We start from the raw sequence: 21,749 nt of genomic DNA on the forward strand, positions 1-21,749 counted from the left end.
GAGATCACGATATGAAATCCGCCGTTTTGTCTGCCTTTTTCCTCATGGCACTCGTCGATTTTGCGAGCACTGCAGCCAGCGCGCAGCGAGGGCTCAGCAACGGCCCATCTGCCGACCCGCCATCCGCGTCATCCGACACCAGGGTAGCTGACCAAAGCGCCAGTCCGGATCCGGGTGAGCTATTTCGCGATTGCAACAATTGTCCCGAGCTTGTGGTCGTGCCGCCCGGGGACTTCGTGATGGGGTCGAATGACACGCCCTACGAGAAGCCCGAGCATACGGTCAGCATTCGCAAGCCCTTCGCCATTGGCCGGCGCGAGGTGACATTCGCAGAATGGGATCAGTGCGCCGACATTGGCGCGTGCAGGGTGCGTCCCGAGGACCACGGCTGGGGGCGTGGCGACCGCCCGGTGATCAATGTCAGTTGGGAGGATGCCAAGCTGTTTGTCGCCTGGCTGTCGCAAAGGACCGGACAAAAATATCGTCTGCCCAGCGAAGCGGAGTGGGAATACGCCGCGCGGGCGGGAACCCGAACGCCGTTCTGGTGGGGCAAGGACGTCGGCGACCGTCATGCGCAGTGCGAGGGCTGCGGCAGTCCGATCAAGCAACAGGTCGTGCCCGCGGGCTCGTTCCGGCCAAATGGCTTTGGGCTCTACGACACCTCAGGTAATGCTGCGGAATGGGTCGAGGATTGCTGGAACGATTCCTATCGCAATGCGCCGAAGGATGCGTCGCCGTGGACGTCGGGCGACTGCCGCCTGCGGGTGCTGCGCGGGGGCAACTTCCTCAGCAGGGCCAGCGACGTCAGATCGTCGGCGAGGTTTCGCTACGACGTTGACGTTCGCTATTACGCCAATGGCTTTCGTATCGTTCGGGAGTTACCGTAATCATGCCGCGCGCGGGAATGATGCGCACGATCGTTGCAGCGCTTCTCGTGTTGACTGCCGTTACTCCGACCGCTTGGGCGCAATCCTACCCAGCGAGTGGTAAAATCGGCTATCTCCAGGAGTGGGAGATCACGGGAAGCTTGGCGAAAGCGGCAATGCGCCCCGCAGTGGAATATTCGGGGACGCTCACGCTGCGGCACATAGGCCTGTGTAGCATCAATGGTGTCGAGCAGAAACAGGCGCGCATGCAGCTGAAAGTTTCGTCCCTGCGCCTGGAAGGCACGTTGATCATGGACGACGATGAATGCCGCATCGTCGCTTCTGGATCATCAGGCTCGGGGCTGCTGACCTGCCGCAGCGGACAAGACATTCCGATCAATCTCCTGATCGGGAAAGCCGTCGAGACCGAGACGTCTGAGCGCGTCGGCCGCGGTCCCTAAACAAGTCGCAAGACGATTGTCCGTGAGAAAGATCATTGTCGACTATGCATTGAGTCCTGATCGCGTGTGCTGATCACACGCGACTTTGGAGCGCCGCGATCCGTTGTTCAGTTTGGCCTTTCAGCAGTTGCATTCATGTCCACTCTTTCGACGGCGGCGGAGAAGTACGCGCGGTACAGCTCTGAACGATTGCGTGCACGTCACGGTTTTTGAAGCGCGAGTTCCGACGCATTGAGTGCCGCTCGCTGAATGTAGCGGGCGATGCGAATGCAAAGCGCTCGCCGCCGCCATGCGTGATTTGCGGCACAGGGTCATGAGGCGGCGAGGCCTATCGTCAAATCATCGAACGGCAGTCACGCGGTTCGGCTTCATCCAAAAGGGAAAATATTATGCTTCGTGCAGGCCGGCAGCGGTATGTCGGCGACTGCACGACAGTCCGGAACGAGCAACAGCTCGAGCCAGCTCCAGCTCGGGGACGGCAACTTTGCCGGGACCAGCCAGCATGGCCGTAGCAACAGCGCCGGCGCCATGCAGGTCGGCGATGGCAACCGTGTCCGAGTCCATCAATGGTAACGCCGCTGGCCTATCGGGCCGGCGGTACGGCGATTGGGCGGGTTCCAACCTCGCCCAACGCCATGCATCGAGGAGCTACACATGAAGCCTATTCAGCGACAATCGGTTGTGCTTGCTGCCGTGTTGATGGTTGCGTGGGCGAGCGTGTCCGCGCGGGCCGAGACGACGTCCGTGAACAATGGCAGCAATTCTGCCACGATCACCCAGAGCGGCGATCCATCCAAGACCGAAAAACAAGTCAAGACCGGTCCGGGTTACACCAGCATTGAGCAATACAGCGGCGGCAACTCGGCGATGATCATCCAGCGATCAAAGCCTGGCGCCAGCGATCCAGCCGATGCCGAAGCCGGCAAACGCCCGGATGCGCCGCCGGCACCTGGCGCAGCAGACGGTGATGCCGATCGTGATCCGCCATCGACCGACGCAGACGTCTACCGGCAGATCCGCAAAGGCGCCTCGCCGCAATCGCAGCAGACGCTCGACAGGTTGATGAAAGCCCTGGGCCTGCAAAACAAGATGTGACCGGCCCAGGCGGCGTTGCGGGCACGGCGTCGTGGTCGCGTGGGCGCAAGCCGTACTAAAATCTCGTCGCATGCGGTAGCTGCGTGACGGTTCCAGCCGTCCTCACCGGAAAAGCAGGACGCGGACCTTGAGGCGATCGCCTCGGCCTTGCGTGCAGCGCGCATTTCGCAACCGGTCACCGGCATCCCGTTCGCGCATCATAAGATTTCACTGCTGTCACTTGGCAGCAACAGCCAGTCCCTTCGGATCAGGTAATATGCGAACAGCTGGATGCTGGGCGCAATCCTCGTCAGGGGTCGGCAATGAATGGCAACTTAGCCAAGCGAGCAGGGCTAGGGCTAGGATGTGCGATCTGGGCGGCCGTCGTTTTGTTCGACGGGTCGGCCTGCGCACAAACAGGCTTCATCGATACGCCGGCTTCGGCTTTGTGCCCCTGAACGGACCGATCGTGCTGAACCAGGCGTTCGGGAACGGGCAGAACATTGCCGGGATCGTCCAGCTGGCCCCGAATCCGACGGCGACCGTCAACCAGACTGGCTTTTATAGCCGCAGCGCGATCATCCAGGTCGACGGCACCAACACTGCAAACATCACCCAGGTCGGCGATTTCAGCCACGCCTACGTCATTCAGGTTGGGCCGACTAACGCCTCCGCCGTCGCGCAGACCGGTAACAAAACGTCGGCGATCGTCATTCAGGTCGCGGCGTCCCCCATCACTGCGGCCGGAACTGGATACCTCGAGCGCATTGCGTCGAATCTGCTGTTCGCTCCGGAGACCGCCGCGGCGCTGCCGAGCATGGCTCAAATCAGCGCTCAGGGATTTTCGCGCGACTTGTTGTCGCAGCTCGATACCGGCCGTGGGGAGGCCTGTGTCGATCAGCCTCTGTACGTGAAGGCACCGCCGCTCCCCTGTCGAGCTTCGGCGTTCGTGCAAGCCAATTATCGGCACGGCGACCACGCCGACGCCTTCGGGTCGACCAAATACAGCTATGATTCGGCCGGCATCCTCGCGGGCGGCAAGGTTTATGTGACCCCGAATCTGACGTTGGGACCGACATTCGGCTACACGCACATCGCTTCAGATCTCAAGCAAGGGCTGGGCTCGACGGATCTCGACTCCTTCCATCTGGGGGGTTTCCTGGCCTACGACACGAGTTCGTTGTTCGTTCATGCGATCGCGTCATATGGCTGGAACCAGTTCGACATCTCTCGCACCGGGTTCTTCGGACCGATCACCCCCAACACCGACGCGAATACAACGGTTGCTGCAATCAAGGCCGGTTACTTGTTCGATCTCGGCGCCGTGCGGCTCGGCCCGATCGGCGGGTTCACCTACACTGACACTCACGTCAAGGGCTATTCCGAAGCCGGCGATCCATTCCTGACCCAGACGGTCCAGATCAGTTTCTTCAGTCGGCGGTGGTCAGTGGCGGCTTGCGCTTAAAGCCGCAATTCGCCGCGTTCGGTCCGGCCGATACCTTCTTTGACGTGACCGTGGAGAAGGACCTGCGCAATTCCATGCCGATCTTACAAACGGGGTTCACGCTGGCGCCCGATGTGCCGATCTTCACACCGGTGCGTCCCATAAGGGACGTTTATGTTCGAATGTCAGGCGGCCTCGGGTATAACTTCACACCCAATGCACGCGTCAACGTCGCGGCCGAGGGAATTGTCGCCAACAACGGCTCAAACAGTTTCGGGTTGAACGCGGGATTTAGATACGGCTTCTGAACCGCCGCATCCGAAAATTCCTGTACGGAAGGCCACCAAGCTATTTGCTAGCTAAACGATCTTCGCCGCCGCATTGCGATTGGCGCGTTGTGATGCATTTACCTCCCAGCATTGTGGGCGGGCAGCTTCAACCAGATTGCACTTTGGGATTTCGTGCAGCCGGATTAGGTTGGCGTGATTGCCCGATCGTTTGGGCTACGGGCAAGTCCATTTGGAGTTTTTGTCGCGGCGCTGATGAGTACGACAAGCAAGACGGTCAACCTCGCTCTACAAGGCGGCGGCGCGCATGGCGCGTTTACCTGGGGCGTTTTAGATCGCCTCCTCGAGGAAGAACGGATGTCCTTCGAGGGAATCTGCGCGACCAGCGCCGGCGCCATGAACGCTACGGTCATGGCACATGGCCTGACAATCGGCGGTCGAGAGGGGGCCAAACATAGTCTTGCGGACTTTTGGCGGCGCATCAGTGAAGCGGCAGCCTGGGGACCGCTGCAGCCGTCCCCGTTCGATCGCCTAATGGGATATGGTTCGATCGAAAGATCTCCGGCCTTTATATTCTTCGACATGATGACGCGGCTTCTGTCGCCTTATGAGTTCAACCCATTGAATTACAACCCGCTGCGCGACGTGCTCGAGGAGACAGTCGATTTCGAACGGCTTCGCAGGGAGAATGTCGTCAAGCTGTTCCTTTGTGCGACGAATGTGCGAACCGGAAAAGTGAAGATCTTCGAGAACGACGAAGTGACACTCTCGGCCGTTCTTGCCTCCGGGTGCCTTCCGTTGCTGTTCCAGGCTATCGAAATCGATGGCGAAGCCTATTGGGACGGCGGCTACATGGGCAATCCGGCAATTTTCCCGCTCATTTATAAGTGCCAGTCCACCGACGTCATCGTCATCCATATCAATCCGATTGTGCGCGAGGCGATTCCTCGCGCGGCCAGCGACATACTGAACCGACTAAACGAGATCAGTTTCAATTCGTCGCTGATGCGAGAGATGCGGGCGATTGCCTTCGCCAACAAGCTCGTCAAGAGAGGTGCGCTGGGCGACGAGGTAAAGACAATGCTGATTCATGGGATCGAGGCAGAATTGTTCATGAAAGACCTCGGAGTTGCCTCCAAGTACAACGCCGACTGGAATTTCCTTACCCACCTGCGTGATGTAGGTCGCTCCTGCGCCGATAAGTGGCTCACGGCGAATTTTTGTCATGTCGGTACGCGCTCGACTATCGATATTCACGCGAGATATTTGTGAGCGCAGCCAGGTTGCTACAGCCGACCTCTCGGCACTTCGATTTCAGCAGTTGCATTCATGTCCACTCTTTCGACGGCGGCGGAGAAGTACGCGCGGTACAGCTCTGAACGATTGCGTGCACGTCACGGTTTTTGAAGCGCGAGTTCCGACGCATTGAGTGCCGCTCGCTGAATGTAGCGGGCGATGCGAATGCAAAGCGCTCGCCGCCGCCATGCGTGATTTGCGGCACAGGGTCATGAGGCGGCGAGGCCTATCGTCAAATCATCGAACGGCAGTCACGCGGTTCGGCTTCATCCAAAAGGGAAAATATTATGCTTCGTGCAGGCCGGCAGCGGTATGTCGGCGACTGCACGACAGTCCGGAACGAGCAACAGCTCGAGCCAGCTCCAGCTCGGGGACGGCAACTTTGCCGGGACCAGCCAGCATGGCCGTAGCAACAGCGCCGGCGCCATGCAGGTCGGCGATGGCAACCGTGTCCGAGTCCATCAATGGTAACGCCGCTGGCCTATCGGGCCGGCGGTACGGCGATTGGGCGGGTTCCAACCTCGCCCAACGCCATGCATCGAGGAGCTACACATGAAGCCTATTCAGCGACAATCGGTTGTGCTTGCTGCCGTGTTGATGGTTGCGTGGGCGAGCGTGTCCGCGCGGGCCGAGACGACGTCCGTGAACAATGGCAGCAATTCTGCCACGATCACCCAGAGCGGCGATCCATCCAAGACCGAAAAACAAGTCAAGACCGGTCCGGGTTACACCAGCATTGAGCAATACAGCGGCGGCAACTCGGCGATGATCATCCAGCGATCAAAGCCTGGCGCCAGCGATCCAGCCGATGCCGAAGCCGGCAAACGCCCGGATGCGCCGCCGGCACCTGGCGCAGCAGACGGTGATGCCGATCGTGATCCGCCATCGACCGACGCAGACGTCTACCGGCAGATCCGCAAAGGCGCCTCGCCGCAATCGCAGCAGACGCTCGACAGGTTGATGAAAGCCCTGGGCCTGCAAAACAAGATGTGACCGGCCTCACCAGGCCTCTCGCCTGCCGCGACCGTAAAGGACACTTGGGAGGGGTTCTGCGTGACGTACTTTACGTGAGCTTGAGCCCACCTCTCCTAGTCTGACGTGCCAGTCAAACGGGAGACACCACATGCATTTGGCGACCGTTCATGCAACGATCCCCGATCGGACCGACGCTCGCCTCGGCCGACGATACGATCGCTTTGCCACTGTCCACGACCGCTACAACGACCACGCCAACAACAATGCCGGCGCCTGCCGACGCGCCGGTTCCTCCGTCTAATCCGCAAAGTCCGCTAGAGAGGAATTGCACGACCCTGGGAGGGAAGACCCTTAAGTGGTCTTTCCCGAATTTGCCATTTGGAGCCGCGCGATGCTCTTGAGATGGTGTGCGGGTTGCGCCGGAAATCCGACTGCGCGAGCATCGCTCCGACGAAGGCGCGGCGAATGACCCCCGATGCGATCGCGTTCAAGCCCTGACGAAGAACCAAGAATGAACGCTGCGCTGACCGCATGGCATCCTCAGTGTGGCTTGCCCAGCACGAATGCGAACGGCAGAACGAAAATCTCGTCGCCGGCCTCATCGCTGACATGCAAGACCCATTGACGCCAATCTTCCAGGTTGGTCCCTGTCACGAGCGATCGCACCCTGCGGGTGGCCTCCTCGCACGCCTCGATCAGATCGGATACGAATGTGCCGCGACGATCCATCAATACGCCGCGAGCGTTAGTGCAATGGAAATAGATCTGAGCCATGTACGCCTCCTCGTGACATCCGGGTGAGCAAGCTCGACCCTGCATGTCGGAGTCATACTAGGCGTTCAAGGGATCCTCCGTGATCATGCGCACACGGTGCCGCTTGGCAACTTCGCAGGACGATGGTCGCAGCGGAAAACTCCGTGGCCGCCGTCTGTCATACGCGTTGGGTTTGGCCTGCTTGCCGCCGCTTGAAGCAGGCGGCGCCTGATCTGAAATCATTCCAGCTCGCTACGACTTTTTTTCGGCGGCCTCTCACACGCTCTACTGTGCGTCACCTTTGCGATCTTCAGTTTCTTCCGTCCGCCCTCCACTGAGGAAGCCCTGCGAAGGCCGATATCGCCGGGCCGGCCTTTCACACTGAAGCCCGCCGACCGCTAGTCATTTCGAGACTTGGTCCCCTTCTCGAAGAAGGTGCGGTCAGCCGACCAGCTCCGAAAGCGCTCCCTCCGACGGCCTTTAGCGGCCCTAAAGACGCGGCTTAGGTCCTGTCGAAAGGTCACCAAGCCTGCATCAGGGGCACGACGGAAGTCGGCCTGAGGAGCCCCTCAGATCGACCGGGAGCGACTTCACTGACCGCGGCAGCGAGGAACGCACGCCGCAACAGTACGTTCCAGTCATCGCAATCTGCGATTCCGAAACCCACAGTGGAGCATTCAAATGAGGTCCATCGCGTGCGCCCTCGTCTTCGCTCTGGCGATATCGGCTCCGGCCGGATTTGCCCAGACGACCAAGCCTGATGTGTCGTCCGCGCCGAGCGCGCAGAACTCCGGCGCGGGCATCGCCGGCCAGCCTGGCAACAAGAATGGTCCGGCGGCAAAACCGGGAGAGACGGTCGGCGCCAGCTCGACGGCCAACCAGCAAAATCCGACGGTGCAGCAGCAGGACACGTCCAACATCAAGGGGCTGCCTGGGAACAAGAGCGGTCCGCCGGCCAAGAAGCCGGATCAGCAGTGACAGTGAAGCTAAGGCGCCCCGCACGTTGAATACCGCGACAGCTCCGCCCTTGCTCTGGGAATGAACGGAACAGGGGCCGAGCCCGCTGTCTCTGTGGGCGCCCAAAAGACAGCCTCAACTCGGGGCTGGCTGGAGTTGAGGCCAAGGTGTCCTGGGCCAGCCAAGGCTTTACGCCAGCTCAGCTCCAACAACTTGCATCAACGACGGGCTACTAGCTCTTGGGCAACCGGCGTACCTCGGATTTGCAGTGTGCTTGCAAATGATAGGCCCCCTGTCCTCTTTCCGAGTTCGGCGGAGCTGTTCCAGCCCATCTTCGATCGATCGGAGATCATCCTGAACGTGACTTGGCTGCGCGGCCGGCTAGTTCCTTCATGTTGGCACCGCGGCAATCCGAGGAGGAATTCGCAGGTTCCGATTCGCCTGCGGCGTTGAGGCCGAAGGTCACGAGACCCCGGATGCCTTGAAGGATTTCATCCAGAGCAAGCTTGGCCGCTGGATTGGGCTTCCGCTCCGGTCCTAAAGCACCAGGCTCACCAACCAGACCGTGAGCGAGCAGCAGACCGCAATTCCAAGGTATGGCAATACAATTGTCATCGGTGCCTCACTGACGAATCCCGACGCTCAAATCGAGCGCAAGATTCGCATATTCGCGGCCGCGTGACTATCTCGTTCTCATGCGCAGCACATTCAAGTTCGGCCTGGCCCACCTCCGCCAAGGCCGTCCCCGACGGCCCCCGGCCGGTTCCACGAGATCAAGTACGACAGCTATCGCCTGCGCGTCGAGCGCAACGGCCTCACCGTGCGCCTGATCACCAGGAACCGGGCACAACTGGTGGACCGACCGCTCTCCCCTGGATCGTCCAGGCCGCGCTGCGCAACGCAAGCGGCAATGCGTCATCGACGGCGAGGCCGTGGTGCTCGGCGTCGGCGGCGTCTCCGACTTCGATGCGCTGCACTCGCGCTGGCGCGACGACGAGGTGCAGCTCTATGCCTTCAATCTCCTAGCGCTCGGCGGCGAGGACCTGCGCAAGCTGCCGCTCGAGATGCGCAAGACCACCCTCGCCCGGCTGCTCCGCGGCCGCCCTGACGGCATGTTCATCGCGCCGTTCGAACGCGGCGCGATCCGGCCTGATCTGTTTCGCGCGGCCTCCGCCCGCGGTCGATTTTCCCTGTGGAGGCTAAAGCTTACGGTAAGTAACGTGCGCCGTCGCAAACGGGATACCAGCACGGCCAGCACGGCCGCGGACTATGCAAGCTCGTTCATCGATTCCATAAAACCAATTGTCGAAATTCAGCTTGAACGATCTACCGCCCCCTTGCGGCGTATCGCGCGTGTATTTCCAATGGAATGCGCAACCGCCTTGCTCCCCAATGGCCTCACCTTCCAGTCTGTTTTCCAAGCCGGTGTACTTGCCTTCCTCACCCTTTCGGAGCGTCCAATGAAGAGTATCGCTATGACCATCGTCGAATGTATATGCCTCGATGAACAGCACTGTATCGGTATCGGCATCTAGTTCGCCGTGACCAGCAATTGTTGCGCGCCTCAATAATCCGCCAACTAGACTTTCTAGTACTGCCCAACCTTCGAGCCGCCCTACGAAAAAACGTTCAGGAAGAAATAGCGGCGTTGTTCCTCTAAAAGCATCGATCGCCATTGGTATACCCTTCGAAATGCGTCTAACGAATAAATCTCCTTTTCTCGTCTGGTTCCTAGCTGGCGGGAACGTGCTCGGCTCGGAGCGCTGAACCAGCCTCCGCACGCCCTGGGATTTACACGGTCGGATTAATACCGCTCAGCCTTCACTGTTTCAGATGCGTTCGGGGCTCATCGCAAGGCACACAGCGCGTCACTCCAAAACATTGATTGCGGCTTCATTGCATACCGCGGTCACGAAAAGGAGACGGCCGCACCAATATATTGGATGGCCACCAAAGGCTAAATCGAGCGGCTGATCTCGGAGCCTTGGCGCCTCGTAGGCGGCAGTTAAAGGCCCGACGAGCTAGCGGGCTGGAACGCCGACTCAGAAGCTCTTTGCGGCTCGACGGTATACGGTTCGGTGTGGCCGCGCCGGCATCCTTGCCATCCTTGCCAGCCAAGCCGAGAAAAGGTCTGGGCTGGGGAGGCAATCTCTTGACTTGAAACTCCGCGATTTCGGCGGGATACTTGGACCAAGTCTTGCCCATCATCATTCCGAGGAAGATGATCATGGCGATCCAGATCGTGATGGACAGTACCGGCGATAGCCGTCACTTTTTCAATCCAGACGACGCGCGAGAGCTCGCAAAGGCCGAACGGCGATTCCACAAATTGACCGACGCTGGCTTCACCGCGGCGGTCCGGACGGGTGCGGGTCAAGTAGCGCAAATGCGATCGTTCGACCCGAACGCGGAAGAAACCGTCTTCTTCCCTAGGCTGGTCGGCGGGTGATCGGCCCGCGCTATGTTGGGCTTCAGATCATCTCGCCCGCGTGAAGGCCGGCGCGCGAGAGCCATTCGGGCTCTCTTCATCAGACACGGCGCCGAACGAACTCCGGAGGGCCGCTCGCTGCAGCTCTTGCGGGCGTGGCTATCGCCGGCCCAGCGTGCACAGTTCACGGAAAAGGGATACTTCGAGGTCACCGGCGGCGACACTGGCAGGAAGTATAGGATCTACGCGGGCGCGTCGACGAACGTCTGCGAGGTCGACGAAAAGGGGCGCCCGATGCGCGGCCTGTGTTTCATGCCGCGTGGCAATCTGCCGGTCGGAGATGTCATGCTTTCCCAAAAGATCGCGCTGGAATGCAGCGAGAACCACGCGCTCGAGGTGGCCAGAAGGTTCGCACCGACTGGCTTCACGTTCGGGCGAAGTCGGCTCCTTGGTTGAGCCGCAACGGTCCTCGCTTGGACATCGGTGAAAGATTGACATAGCGGAGATCGAAGACGAGCTGACATCGGTGGGGACACCTTTCTGCAAGACCCGCATAACGACGAAGCCTCCGCCACTGAACTCGCACAGGATCTCGTCCGACTGCCGAAAGTGACCGACCACGCGAGACAGGAGATGCAGCCCGGGTGCCCTTTCGGCGGAGCATAGACCCCCAGTAGGCGATTGAGGATGCCGTCCTCGAACCATTTGATCGAGATATTGCCGGGCGCGACGGAAACGTTCTCGATTTTCGTCGGCGCCTTCATCCAGTCGAGGCGCTTGGCGTGTTCCGCCCAGAAGCCGTTCGGGTCCGAGATCGAGCGGGCGTACATCTCCTTGTACTTGGCCTTGTCGACCCAGGCGCGCTTCGCCCACTCGGCAGGTACGTCGTAGATCTTCTCGGAGGTATCTCCGACCAGGTTGTCCATCGTATCCTCCCCTACGCAGTCGGCTGCGTTCCATCACGCCTGCAAAAACTGAGTGACCACATCAATTTGCTCGCGGACCATCAGCGGAGGCACGTGGCCACAATCATCGAACTGAAAAACATTGGCCAATCGGTTGCGCTTTCGCATCTCGGCCGCGAGGTCGAATGAGAGCAAGTCAGAGCGAGCGCCGCGCAGCACAAGCATCGGCACCTTGATCGCCTCCCAATAGGCCCAGAGATTGAGCGGTTGAAACCATGGCAACCGAAAGCCCTTCGCAATCTTGGGATCGCATAACAGCAGGTATCCCTGTCGGACGTCGTCCCACCGGACGCTGTGCGTGGTGAGATGGCGCCAATGCTCGTCGAGCAGCTCACCATAAGGTGCCAGCACGGTTCGAAAGTAGGTCTCAGCATCTTCAATCGTCGCAAACAGCGCCGGCATCTTGTCGATGTACTGGCCGATCCGCTGAAGCCCAGTCGACGAAACGAAGGGGCCGATATCGTTGATGACGAGCTTGCGAACGATACTGCCGGAAAAGCCGGCCATGATCATGCCGATCAACCCGCCCAGCGAAGTTCCGACCCAGTCCACCTCAGAAATGCCAAGGCGTGCGATCAGGGCGTTCATGTCGGCGCAATATTGGGGAAGCGCGTAATGATCGGGATCGCCTATCCAGCCGCTGCGTCCACGGCCCGGCAGATCCGGGCAAATCACCCGTCGTCCGGCAGCCATCAACTGCTCCGCCAGATGATCGAAATCCCGACCCTGCCGCGTCAGCCCATGCACGCAAACGACCGGTCTCTCGTCCTCGAGAGGCCCCCAATCGGTATAGGCCAATTGGTGAAAGCCGGAGGGCGAGAGCCCGAGCACCACCCCCTCCCGGTCCGGTCGCCCGGATTTCGGCGATCCACCCGCCATGTCCCTCATTAGCCTGCTAGCCGCTTCAAACATGTGCCCCTGCAACCTGATCAGCAGGTCCGCGCCCTCCAAACGGGCACGGACCGTGCCGACATCGCCTACTTCTTGCCTTCGCCCGGGAGAAACGCCGTTCTCATCTTTTCGAAATCCTCGGTCATCCGTGCCTTGCGGGCGAATTCACCCTGCTGCTGGCTCGACGGCTTCATGTCACGAATCGCCGTGCGCACCTGCTCGCTGGTGACGCGCAGGAGTTCCAGCTGGCGATGAGAGATTGCGGCCGCTCCCTCCGCCGTTCAGCTGAGCGGCCTTCGACATCGCCTCGATGATCAGCTTCCTCGGTTAGATGCTGGCTTCTTCCTTGCGCAATCCGCGCGCGAAGGCTTGCGCCTCGGCCCGGGTTTCAAAGATGTGCGGGGCGACGTGACGCTCGGCGAGACCCTCGCCCAGCTTGAGACGCATGAATGCGCTGGTGGTGTAGCGCGATGCCGAGCTGTAATAGCGCTGCTCAAGATAGGCGATCATCGAGAAATAGGTGTCGCTGACCGCTGGATCCAAATGGAAGCCGTCATAGTTGGCGACGAGCGCCACCGGTTTGCCGACGGCACGACAGGCGCGTTCGACCTCGCGGCGAACCAGGTCCACGTCCTCGACCGTCCTGACGTCGAAGCCCTCGAAATTGACGAACAGAGTGTTGCGCTCGGCATCGTAGCCAATCCGGTCAGCGAGGCTTCGGCCGAGCAGCATGTGATCCAGGCCCATCGGTCCGTCGCGGAAGATGCGGGGATCCATCGGCTTGACGTTGCGGACCAGCGGCTCGAATTCCATGTGCGCCAGGACGTCGCGATCGACATCAATGCCGGGCGCCACCTCGATCAGCTCCACACCGGCAGGGGTCCGCTGCAACACGCACCGCTCGGTGACATAGAACACCGGCTGGCCGGTCGCCACCGCATGATCGCCGCTAAATGTGATCTGCTCGACCGCGGAGACGAACTTCTTGGTCGTGCCTTCGCGCAGGATATGGAGTGCGCCGTCCTCAACCGCGACCTTCAAACCGCCGCTGGTGAACGTACCTGCAAAAACCAGCTTCTTGGAGCTCTGCGAGATATTGATGAATCCGCCGGCACCCGCCAGCCGCGAACCGAAACGGCTGACATTGACGTTTCCGGCAGCATCCGCCTGCGCCATGCCGAGACAGGCCAGATCGAGCCCGCCGCCGTCGTAGAAATCGAACTGCTGGTTCTGATGAATCACCGCATCGGGGTTGAGCGCTGTCCCAAAATTCAATCCACCCTGCGGCATGCCCCCAATGATGCCGGGCTCGGCCGTGAGCGTCAGGAACTCGAGCATGTGCTCTTCGGCAGCAACCGCCGCGACGCCCTCGGGCATACCGATACCGAGATTGACGACGCCGCCCGGCGGCAGTTCGAAGGCACAGCGCCGCGCGATGATCTTGCGCTCGTCGAGTTCCAGCGGCTTGACCCGGTCCATCGGCACCCGCTGCCGGCCAGAGAAGGCGTGGCTGTAGGTCGCGCCATAGGTCTGGACGTGATTGGCGGAATCGGCGACCACGACGCAATCGACGAGGATACCCGGGATCTGCACCTCGCGGGGGTTGAGCGAGTTGCTCGCCGCGATGCGCTCGACCTGCACGATGACGAAGCCGCGGGAATTCTTCGCCGCCATCGCCATCGCCAGATTGTCCAATGTCAGCGCCTCGCGCTCCATGGTGATGTTGCCGGCGGGATCGGCCGTCGTGCCGCGCAACAGCGCCACATTGATTGGAAACGATTTGTAGCGCAGCCACTCCTCATCGTTGATCCGCATCAGCTCGACGAGATCCTCGGTGGTGCTCTCGTTGAGCTTGCCGCCTTGCAGGCGGGGATCGACGAAGGTCTTGAGGCCAACCTTGGAGATCACGCCGGGGCCGCGTGCAGCGATGTTGCGATAGAGATGCGAGATGCAGCCGAGCGGCAAATTGTAGGCCTCGATCCGGTTGGCGAGTGCGAGCTCGCCGAGCTTGGGCACCAGCGCCCAATGGCCGCCGACCACGCGCTTCAACAGGCCGTCATGGGCGAGCCGGTTGAGGCCGCGGTCTCCGGCATCGCCGGGCGCAGCCGCAAACATGAGAGTGAGGTCCGCGGGGTGCCGGGTTTCGCGATAGCGCTTCTCCAGCGCGATCAGGAGCTCATCGGGCGTGCCAATGCCGACGAAGCCGGACGTGCAGACCGTATCGCGATCCCTGATGATTGCGACCGCCTCGTCGGCGGAGACGATTTTGTCCTTGTTCATCGCGCTAGTCCCTGGCGGAGAGCCACTCAGAGATACCCTTGCTCAGCGAGCCCTGCGACTTGCTCGATACGAACAGGCCGACATGGCCGCCGGGCAGTTCGATTTCCGAATAGTCCTTGGTGCCGACATGCGCGCCGAGTGCCCGGGAGCAGGTCGGCGGAATGATGTGGTCGTTCAGCGCGAAGACGTTGAGGACCGGGGCGGTGAGCTTCGACAGGTCGACGCGCCGTCCCGACAGCTCGAACTCGCCCTTCACGAGCTTGTTGTCCTGGTAGAGATCCTTCAGCCACTGCTTGGCGGCTTCGCCCGGATGGGCGGGCCGGTCGGCAAGCCATTTCTCCATGCGCAGGAAATTCATCAGCTTGGCTTCGTCGTCGATAACATCGATCAGATCGATATTGTACTTGGTCAGCGAGCGCATCGGCGTCATAAGGGAGAAGACCGAGCTCATGAACTCGCCGGGTAACCCGCCATAAACGTCGACCAAGCGATCGATGTCGGCGCGATCAAGACTGCGCGTCCAGACGTTCAGGAGGCCGTGATGGGCGTCGGGATCGTCACGATCGGCATGGAAGTCGATCGGCGTGATCGTCAGCACCAGGCCCTTGACCTTGTCCGGATGCAGCGCGGCATAGCAGGTGGTGAAGACGCCGCCCTCGCAGATGCCGAGCAGCATGATCTTGTCATGTCCGGTCTCGCGGCAGACGCGCTCGACGGCGGCATGGATGTAGTCGTCGACATAATCGTCGATGGTCAGCCAACGCTCACTACGGTTCGGCTGGCCCCAATCGACCAGCCAGAGGTCCAGCCCCTGCCGCAACAAACTGCGCACCAGCGAGCGATCCTCCTGAAGGTCGGCCATGGTGTAGCGGCCGATCAGGCCGTAGGCCAGCAGGACCGGCGTCTTCACCTTCTGCTCGGTCAGGGGTGTGTAGCGAAACAGCTCGACCTTATCGCGCCGCATGACGAGCGTCTTCGGAGTAGCGCCGACATCGACGTCTGCGTCCTTTATGGCGGACAACAGCTTGCCGGCCTTGAGCAGCTTGTCGCTCATCTCAGCGAAGCCATCGCCCTTCGGTGCCTGCGGGCTCATGCCTCACCTCCAGCGATCCGTCGCTCCAGGGCGCGGACCTCGCGCCTCAGCTCGGTGATCTGGCGGGTCAGATCGTCGAAATCGCGCTGTGTCGGCATTCCCAGTACGGCGGCGATTGCGTCCGATATCTCTGATTGCCGGGCCCTGAATTCGGTCGCAGCCTGCAATAATTGCTTTTGGGCGACCAAAAACTCCTCTGAGCGCTGATTGGCGATCAGCTCTTCATTGGCAAGATCGTTCCATGCACCGAGCTGCTCGCGCCAGCTGGGGCTGTCGCCCGATTGCGGCATCTTCATCTTGTATTGCTGCGCTGTGCGCATCCAGGGCTTTGAGGCGACAAGCTGGTAGGCGGCAAGCTTGTTTTGCAGCTCGCCCCAGGCCGCCGTCATGTTCGCCAGCTTGCGATCGAAATCGAGGACGTCGGCGAGGCGCGGTCCCTTGGCCATGCGTTCGATCGCCTCGGCGAGGTCGTTGCCGGGGCCGACGCCGAACCCGCTCTCGGCCGCGCGCTTCATGATGAAGGGCAGCATCGAGCTCGACCAGTTTTCGCTGACGCCGGCGGCAGCGCCCGCCATCGCGCGCCAGGAGTCTATCCATTGCGTGGCGAGCGGCCCGAAGGGATTTGCGCCAGAGCTTTCTTCAGCCATGGGCAGCCTGAACATAACGGTTGCTACCGTCACCGAAGGCGGCGCTGTAGATTGCATAGGCATCGTCCAGCGTCAGCTCGCGCGGGTTGTTGACCAGGAGGCGCGTCTGCTTCATCGCATCTTCCGCGAGCTTCTTCAGATCGTCGCGGCCGATCCCCACCGCCGCCAGCGATCCTGGCACGTGGCAATCGCGGCCGATCGCCGTCATTTCGTCGATGAAGGCCCGCGCCTTCTCGGGCACGCTGCCGCGCAGGCCCGGCTTCACGATCTCGGCGAGCTCCGCATAGAGCGGCTCGGCCGCCGTCAAGTTGAACTCCAGCACATGTCGCAGCACGAGCGCATTCGACAGGCCGTGCGGCACGTGGAAGATTGCCCCGATCGGATAAGCGAGCGCGTGAACGGCAGCGACTGGCGCATTGGCGAAGGCCATGCCGGCGAGCATCGAGCCGAGCAGCATCTCCGAACGGGCTTCGAGATCCTTCCCATTCTCGCAGACACGCCGCACATTGGCCGACAACAATGCCAGCGCCTCGCGCGCGAGCTGGTCGGACATCGGGTTCTTCTTGACCTTGCTGGTATAGGCCTCGATCGCATGTACCATGGCATCGATGCCGGTCGCGGCGGTCACTGACGCCGGCAGACCAAGGGTCAGCTCGGGATCGAGGATTGCCCAGTCCGGGATCAGGACCGGCGAGACAACCCCCTTCTTCTCCGCGGTCGGCGTCGTGACGATCGCGATCGGGGTCACCTCGGAGCCTGTGCCGGCCGTCGTCGGCACCAGTAGCAGCGGCAGGCGTTTTCCTTTCGCCAGACCAACGCCATAGATGTCGTCGAGACGATCCGGCGTCCGGGCGAGATAGGCAACGAGCTTTGCGGTATCGAGTGCACTGCCCCCGCCGATCGAGAGCACGAGCTCGATCTCGCCAGCCCGGCACGCATCCGCGGCCGCTTCCACGATATGGGATGGCGGGTCGGCGACTACATCATCGAATATGCTGAGCTCGATGCCGGCAGCTGCCAGCGCGGCCTCGGCGTCCCTGGTCAGCCCCGCGCCCCGCACGCCCTTGTCCGTCACCAGCATCACGCTACGCGCGCCGTAGCTCGCTACCAGCTCATTGATCTTCCGCGAAGCGCCGGGCTCGAACATGATGTTCGACGGCGCTTGAAAGGTGAATTTCCGGATCATGTTTTCCGCTCCTCCGGGTTTCATCGAATGGCCTGGGACTCAGGCGCGGCGATGCAGCACCACCAATTTTTCCTGGGTCATGTCGCGCATGGTGTAGGGAATGCCGCCGACGCCGTAACCGGCCTCGCGGCGGCCTGCGAACGGCATCCAGTCCGTCCTGAACGTCGTGGGATCGTTGATCATGACCGCGGATGCGTCCAATCGTTCACTGGCGCGCAGAGCAACCTCGATGTCCTCGCTGAACACACAGGCCTGGAACGGCACCCGCACCGAGTTCGCCTGCGCAATGGCCTCATCCAGTTGTGAATAGCGGTAGACGCAGACCACCGGTCCGAACACTTCTTCGCGCGACACGCGGGCTCCGAGCGCCGGTTCGATCAAAACCGTCGGCTGCATCAGCGTCGTTGCCAGGGGTTCGCCGCCGCTGACGCACTTGGCACCGCCCGCAATGGCCTCCTTCACCCAATCCGCGACCCGATTGACCTCGTTGGGATGAATCAACGGTCCAACCTCGGTTTCGACCGATACGGGGTCGCCGGTCCGCAAGGACGCCACGCGGGCAACGAGACGCTCGTTGAACTCGTTGAAGATGGCTTCGTGCACATAGATGCGCTGGGTCGAGACGCAGACCTGACCGGCATGGTAGAAGCCGCCCTTCACCAGGGGAGTGATGATACGGTCGAGGTCGGCGCTGCGGTCGACGATCGCAGGCGCGATCCCACCGTGCTCGAGCGCTGAGCGGGTCCCGCGCGCGAGCTTGCTGTGCAGCCGCCAGCCGACGCTGGCCGAGCCGATGAAGCTCAGGAAACTGATCCTGGGGTCAGTGGCCAGTTGCTCGGCAAGCGCCGATCCGCGCGGAATGAAGGTCTGACACCAGCCCTCCGGCAGACCGGCCTCGTGCAGCAGCGTAACCAAGTCGCGGCAGCTCAACGGGGTCGCGCTTGCCGGCTTGACGATGACGGGGCAGCCGACCGCAATCGCGGGCGCAACCTGGTGCACGATCAGATTGAGCGGATGATTGAAAGCGGAGATCGCGAACACGACACCGATCGGCTCGCGCGTCGTGAACGCCCAGCGTTTGGTGGACGCAGCCGTAAGGCCCATCGGGACCTCGCGCCCGGCAAAGTTCCGGAGTTCGTCGGCGGCGCAATGCAGGCCGTCGACCGCGCGCACGACCTCGACGTTGGCATCAATGAGCGGCTTGCCGCCCTCGCGCGCAATCTGACGTGCGAAATGCTCGTGTCGCGCAGCCAACAGAGCCGCGGCGCGCCGCAGCACCGCCGCGCGCGCATGGGGAGCGAGCCAGCCGTCGCGGTCGGCGAGCACGCGGAGCGCCGCTTGCAATTTTGCTTCCATCGCATCGGCATCATCGACCGGAACCTCGGCAAACGGAGCCCGGTCGAACGCCTGAACAACCTGCAGCATGGCGTGCCCGTCAGGTCTGTTCGCCGCCGAGCTTGCGATTGCGCAACTCGTCGACCAGAACCTTCGTGTTCTCTGAATAGTCGATCGCAACATCGACGAGATGCACGCCGCCGCCCTTGAATGCCGCTTCCAGCGTCGGCAACAGCCCATCGACGGACGTGACGCGAGAGCCTTTTGCGCCGTAGGACTCCGCATAGCGGACGAAGTCCGGGTTACCGAAAGTGAGACCGAAATCCGGGAAGTCATCCACCGCCTGCTTCCAGCGGATCATGCCATAGGCGCCGTCATTGAGAATCAGAACCACCAAATTGAGCTTGAGGCGGACTGCCGTCTCCAGCTCCTGGCTGTTCATCATGAAGCCGCCGTCGCCGCAGATCGCCATGACGCGGCGGTCCGGATAGAGCATAGCCGCCATCATAGCCGACGGCAGACCAGCGCCCATCGTGGCGAGCGCGTTGTCAAGCAGCAACGTGTTGGCGACATAGGTCCGGTAGTTGCGAGCGAACCAGATCTTGTACATGCCGTTGTCGAGCGCAACGATACCGTTCTCCGGAATCACCTTTCGGACATCGTGTACCAGTCGCTGCGGCGTCACCGGCCAGCGACTCTCGGTAGCCCGATCGGTGATGCGGCCGAGAATACCGTCGCGCAGCGGCAGCAGTGCCTTGGCGTTGTGGAGCTTGCCTTCGAGCCGGTCAGCCAGCAGCTCGAGGCTCGGACCGACATCGCCGACCACCTCGGCATGCGGGAAGTAGACCTGCTCGACGGTCGCCGGCGTGTAGCTGACATGGATGACTTGCGGCCCCTTGGGACCCATAATGAAGGGCGGCTTCTCCACCGTATCGTGGCCGATGGCGATGATCAGATCGGCCTGGTCGATCGCCTCATGCACGTAGTCGCGCTCCGACAACGCTGCGGTCCCCATGTAGAGGTTGGTGCCGCCAGGGACGGTGCCCTTGCCCATTTGCGTGGTGAAGAACGGAATGCCCGTGCGCCGCACGAAGCCGGCGATGCCGAACGTCGAGCGCGGACGGCTGGCGGCGGCCGCGAGCATGATCAGGGGGCGCTTTGCTGCGAGGATCATCTCGGCCGCACGGTCGAGCGCGGCACGGTGTGCGACTGGAATTTCGATCGGATGGATCGGCACCATCGGCACCGGCTCGACCTCGTCGCCAGCGATGTCTTCGGGCAGTTCCAGCAGAACCGGGCCAGGCCGCTCCTCCATAGCGACGCGGAAGGCGTCACGAACCAATGTTGGGATGCTGGACGCGCTGACGATCTGCCGCGACAGTTTCGTCAGCGGCTTCATCGAGGCGATGACGTCCACGATCTGGAAGCGCGCCTGGCGGCTGCTCATAATCGCCTTCTGCCCAGTCAGCAGCACCATCGGCATCGCGCCGAGATGGGCGTAGGCCGCGCCCGTCGAGAAGTTCAACGCGCCCGGCCCGAGCGTCGAGATGCAGACGCCGGGCCGACCCGTGAGCCGGCCGTGCGTCGCGGCCATGAACGCCGCCGCTTGCTCGTGACGCGTCAGAACCAGCTCGATCTTCGAGTTGCGGAGGGATTCGACGACATCGAGATTCTCCTCCCCGGGAACGCCGAAGACCCGGTGGACACCCTCGTGTTCCAACGCCGCGACCAGCAGGTCAGAGCCCTTCACCATGTTTCTTCTCCCTGTATTCTTGCCGATCAGGCGAGGCGCTTGATCACGGCGCCGGCGAAATCCGCCGTCGAGATCTTGCCGCCGAGATCGGCTGTCCTCACATTGTCGACCTGCAAAGTCTGCTCGATTGCGATTCGCAGCTTGGTCGCGAGATCGTCCCGCCCGACGTGCTTGAGCATGAGCCCGGCCGCGAGCAGCAGCGCGAGCGGATTGGCGATGCCCTTGCCGGCGATATCAGGTGCCGACCCGTGCACCGCCTCGAAGATCGCAGCCTTCTCACCGATATTGGCGCCGGGCGCCATGCCGAGACCACCAACAAGGCCGGACATCTGGTCGGACAGAATGTCGCCGAACAGATTGGTGGTGACGATGACGTCGAATTGCCACGGGTTCATCACGAGTTGCATGGCACAGGCATCGACGATGCGATCGTCCATCGCGATCCGCCCTTCGTACTCCTTGGCGATTTCGCGGCCGGCCTGAAGGAACAAACCGGTCAGGGCCTTCAGCACGTTGGCCTTGTGAACCACGGTGACTTTCTTGCGGCCATGGGCGAGCGCGTATTCGAATGCGAAGCGAACGATGCGGCGTGCTTCCGCATGGGTATTGACACCCGAGGAGATCGCGACCGCATGCGGATCGTCGCCCACCTGGATGAAATGCTCGAATGCGACGTACAACCCCTCGATGTTTTCGCGGACGAGGACGAGGTCAATGTCCTCGTAACGACCGCCGGGCACCATTGTCTTCACCGGACGCAGATTGGCGTAGAGACCGAACTCTTCCCGCAGGCGCACGTTCACCGACCGGAAACCGCCGCCAACCGGCGTCGTCAGCGGCCCTTTCAGGGCAAGCTTGGTGCGGCGGATGCTGTCGATTAGTGCGCCGGGCAAGGGATCGCCTGCGCTCTGGATTCCGGCCATGCCGCCCTGCTGAAGGTCCCACTCGAACGGCGCGCCGAGCGCATCTAGGATGCGGGTCACCGCAGCCGTGATCTCGGGACCGATCCCGTCACCCGGTATCAAGGTTGCCGGAACTTTTCCTGACATGTTCGTTCC

General features: G+C 61.7%; 22 protein-coding genes and 1 pseudogene. 12 read left to right on the forward strand and 11 right to left on the reverse strand.

What is annotated here, in order from left to right; all coding sequences use genetic code 11:
• The first annotated feature begins 11 nt into the window (after nt 1–11).
• From ACRQ5Q_RS35745 to ACRQ5Q_RS35790, 10 genes are all read left to right on the forward strand, one after another.
• Nucleotides 12–887 carry a formylglycine-generating enzyme family protein gene (locus tag ACRQ5Q_RS35745; protein ID WP_439370303.1) on the forward strand — a complete coding sequence of 292 codons (876 nt, stop codon included), beginning with the start codon at nt 12–14 and terminating at the stop codon, nt 885–887.
• 2 nt (nt 888–889) lie between these two features.
• The gene (locus ACRQ5Q_RS35750) at nt 890–1,327 is read left to right on the forward strand and encodes a hypothetical protein (protein WP_439394601.1); all 438 of its coding nucleotides are present in this window, start codon (nt 890–892) and stop codon (nt 1,325–1,327) included.
• A gap of 414 nt (nt 1,328–1,741) precedes the next feature.
• Nucleotides 1,742–1,900 carry a curlin repeat-containing protein gene (locus ACRQ5Q_RS35755; protein ID WP_439370308.1) on the forward strand — a complete coding sequence of 53 codons (159 nt, stop codon included), beginning with the start codon at nt 1,742–1,744 and terminating at the stop codon, nt 1,898–1,900.
• Between the two features lie 81 nt (nt 1,901–1,981).
• Nucleotides 1,982–2,422, forward strand: coding sequence for a hypothetical protein (locus ACRQ5Q_RS35760; RefSeq protein ID WP_439394603.1), 441 nt, complete (start codon nt 1,982–1,984; stop codon nt 2,420–2,422).
• Between the two features lie 343 nt (nt 2,423–2,765).
• Nucleotides 2,766–3,866: an autotransporter domain-containing protein gene (locus ACRQ5Q_RS35765; protein WP_439394605.1), complete on the forward strand. Its 1,101-nt coding sequence runs from the start codon at nt 2,766–2,768 to the stop codon at nt 3,864–3,866.
• Nucleotides 3,857–4,153: a hypothetical protein gene (locus ACRQ5Q_RS35770; RefSeq protein ID WP_439394607.1), complete on the forward strand. Its 297-nt coding sequence runs from the start codon at nt 3,857–3,859 to the stop codon at nt 4,151–4,153. The genes ACRQ5Q_RS35765 and ACRQ5Q_RS35770 overlap by 10 nt, the downstream gene beginning before the upstream one ends.
• Nucleotides 4,154–4,387: 234 nt before the next feature.
• Nucleotides 4,388–5,404: a patatin-like phospholipase family protein gene (locus ACRQ5Q_RS35775; protein WP_439375683.1), complete on the forward strand. Its 1,017-nt coding sequence runs from the start codon at nt 4,388–4,390 to the stop codon at nt 5,402–5,404.
• 336 nt (nt 5,405–5,740) lie between these two features.
• Nucleotides 5,741–5,899, forward strand: a complete 159-nt coding sequence (locus tag ACRQ5Q_RS35780) for a curlin repeat-containing protein (RefSeq protein WP_439370308.1) — start codon at nt 5,741–5,743, stop codon at nt 5,897–5,899.
• A gap of 81 nt (nt 5,900–5,980) precedes the next feature.
• Entirely contained in the window at nt 5,981–6,421 is a 441-nt protein-coding gene (locus ACRQ5Q_RS35785; protein WP_439394603.1) for a hypothetical protein, read from the forward strand.
• A 130-nt stretch (nt 6,422–6,551) separates the two neighbouring features.
• Entirely contained in the window at nt 6,552–6,704 is a 153-nt protein-coding gene (locus ACRQ5Q_RS35790) for a hypothetical protein (protein WP_439394609.1), read from the forward strand.
• 239 nt (nt 6,705–6,943) lie between these two features.
• Here the strand turns inward: ACRQ5Q_RS35790 and ACRQ5Q_RS35795 are convergent, their stop codons facing one another.
• The gene (locus ACRQ5Q_RS35795) at nt 6,944–7,177 is read right to left on the reverse strand and encodes a DUF6894 family protein (RefSeq protein WP_439394610.1); all 234 of its coding nucleotides are present in this window, start codon (nt 7,175–7,177) and stop codon (nt 6,944–6,946) included.
• A 660-nt stretch (nt 7,178–7,837) separates the two neighbouring features.
• Here ACRQ5Q_RS35795 and ACRQ5Q_RS35800 point away from each other — a divergent pair.
• Nucleotides 7,838–8,134, forward strand: coding sequence for a hypothetical protein (locus ACRQ5Q_RS35800; protein ID WP_439370311.1), 297 nt, complete (start codon nt 7,838–7,840; stop codon nt 8,132–8,134).
• A gap of 1,178 nt (nt 8,135–9,312) precedes the next feature.
• Here the strand turns inward: ACRQ5Q_RS35800 and ACRQ5Q_RS35805 are convergent.
• On the reverse strand, nt 9,313–9,789 hold the full coding sequence (locus ACRQ5Q_RS35805) for a DUF3833 family protein (RefSeq protein WP_439370312.1): 477 nt from the start codon (nt 9,787–9,789) through the stop codon (nt 9,313–9,315).
• Nucleotides 9,790–10,340: 551 nt separating this feature from the next.
• Here ACRQ5Q_RS35805 and ACRQ5Q_RS35810 point away from each other — a divergent pair.
• The gene (locus tag ACRQ5Q_RS35810) at nt 10,341–10,562 is read left to right on the forward strand and encodes a hypothetical protein (RefSeq protein WP_439370313.1); all 222 of its coding nucleotides are present in this window, start codon (nt 10,341–10,343) and stop codon (nt 10,560–10,562) included.
• A 659-nt stretch (nt 10,563–11,221) separates the two neighbouring features.
• Here the strand turns inward: ACRQ5Q_RS35810 and ACRQ5Q_RS35815 are convergent.
• From ACRQ5Q_RS35815 to ACRQ5Q_RS35855, 9 genes and pseudogenes are all read right to left on the reverse strand, one after another.
• Nucleotides 11,222–11,467: pseudogene (locus ACRQ5Q_RS35815) on the reverse strand (acetyl-coenzyme A synthetase N-terminal domain-containing protein); the annotation flags it as partial.
• Nucleotides 11,468–11,500: 33 nt separating this feature from the next.
• Entirely contained in the window at nt 11,501–12,337 is an 837-nt protein-coding gene (locus tag ACRQ5Q_RS35820) for an alpha/beta fold hydrolase (protein ID WP_439394612.1), read from the reverse strand.
• A gap of 387 nt (nt 12,338–12,724) precedes the next feature.
• Nucleotides 12,725–14,677: an acyl CoA:acetate/3-ketoacid CoA transferase gene (locus ACRQ5Q_RS35825; protein ID WP_439394614.1), complete on the reverse strand. Its 1,953-nt coding sequence runs from the start codon at nt 14,675–14,677 to the stop codon at nt 12,725–12,727.
• Nucleotides 14,678–14,681: 4 nt separating this feature from the next.
• A complete protein-coding gene (gene phaC / locus ACRQ5Q_RS35830) occupies nt 14,682–15,770 on the reverse strand; it encodes a class III poly(R)-hydroxyalkanoic acid synthase subunit PhaC (protein ID WP_439370316.1) in 1,089 nt (362 codons plus the stop codon).
• On the reverse strand, nt 15,767–16,417 hold the full coding sequence (locus tag ACRQ5Q_RS35835) for a poly(R)-hydroxyalkanoic acid synthase subunit PhaE (RefSeq protein ID WP_439394616.1): 651 nt from the start codon (nt 16,415–16,417) through the stop codon (nt 15,767–15,769). Before ACRQ5Q_RS35835 ends, phaC begins: the two co-directional genes overlap by 4 nt.
• Nucleotides 16,410–17,600, reverse strand: a complete 1,191-nt coding sequence (locus ACRQ5Q_RS35840; RefSeq protein ID WP_439399931.1) for an iron-containing alcohol dehydrogenase — start codon at nt 17,598–17,600, stop codon at nt 16,410–16,412. The genes ACRQ5Q_RS35835 and ACRQ5Q_RS35840 overlap by 8 nt, the downstream gene beginning before the upstream one ends.
• A 42-nt stretch (nt 17,601–17,642) precedes the next feature.
• Nucleotides 17,643–19,028: an aldehyde dehydrogenase family protein gene (locus ACRQ5Q_RS35845; protein ID WP_439394618.1), complete on the reverse strand. Its 1,386-nt coding sequence runs from the start codon at nt 19,026–19,028 to the stop codon at nt 17,643–17,645.
• A gap of 10 nt (nt 19,029–19,038) precedes the next feature.
• On the reverse strand, nt 19,039–20,691 hold the full coding sequence (locus tag ACRQ5Q_RS35850) for an acetolactate synthase large subunit (protein WP_439370319.1): 1,653 nt from the start codon (nt 20,689–20,691) through the stop codon (nt 19,039–19,041).
• A gap of 26 nt (nt 20,692–20,717) precedes the next feature.
• Nucleotides 20,718–21,740 carry an isocitrate/isopropylmalate dehydrogenase family protein gene (locus ACRQ5Q_RS35855; protein ID WP_439394620.1) on the reverse strand — a complete coding sequence of 341 codons (1,023 nt, stop codon included), beginning with the start codon at nt 21,738–21,740 and terminating at the stop codon, nt 20,718–20,720.
• Nucleotides 21,741–21,749 lie beyond the last annotated feature (9 nt).

It is taken from the genome of Bradyrhizobium sp. PMVTL-01 (assembly GCF_051861855.1).
Taxonomy (GTDB): domain Bacteria; phylum Pseudomonadota; class Alphaproteobacteria; order Rhizobiales; family Xanthobacteraceae; genus Bradyrhizobium.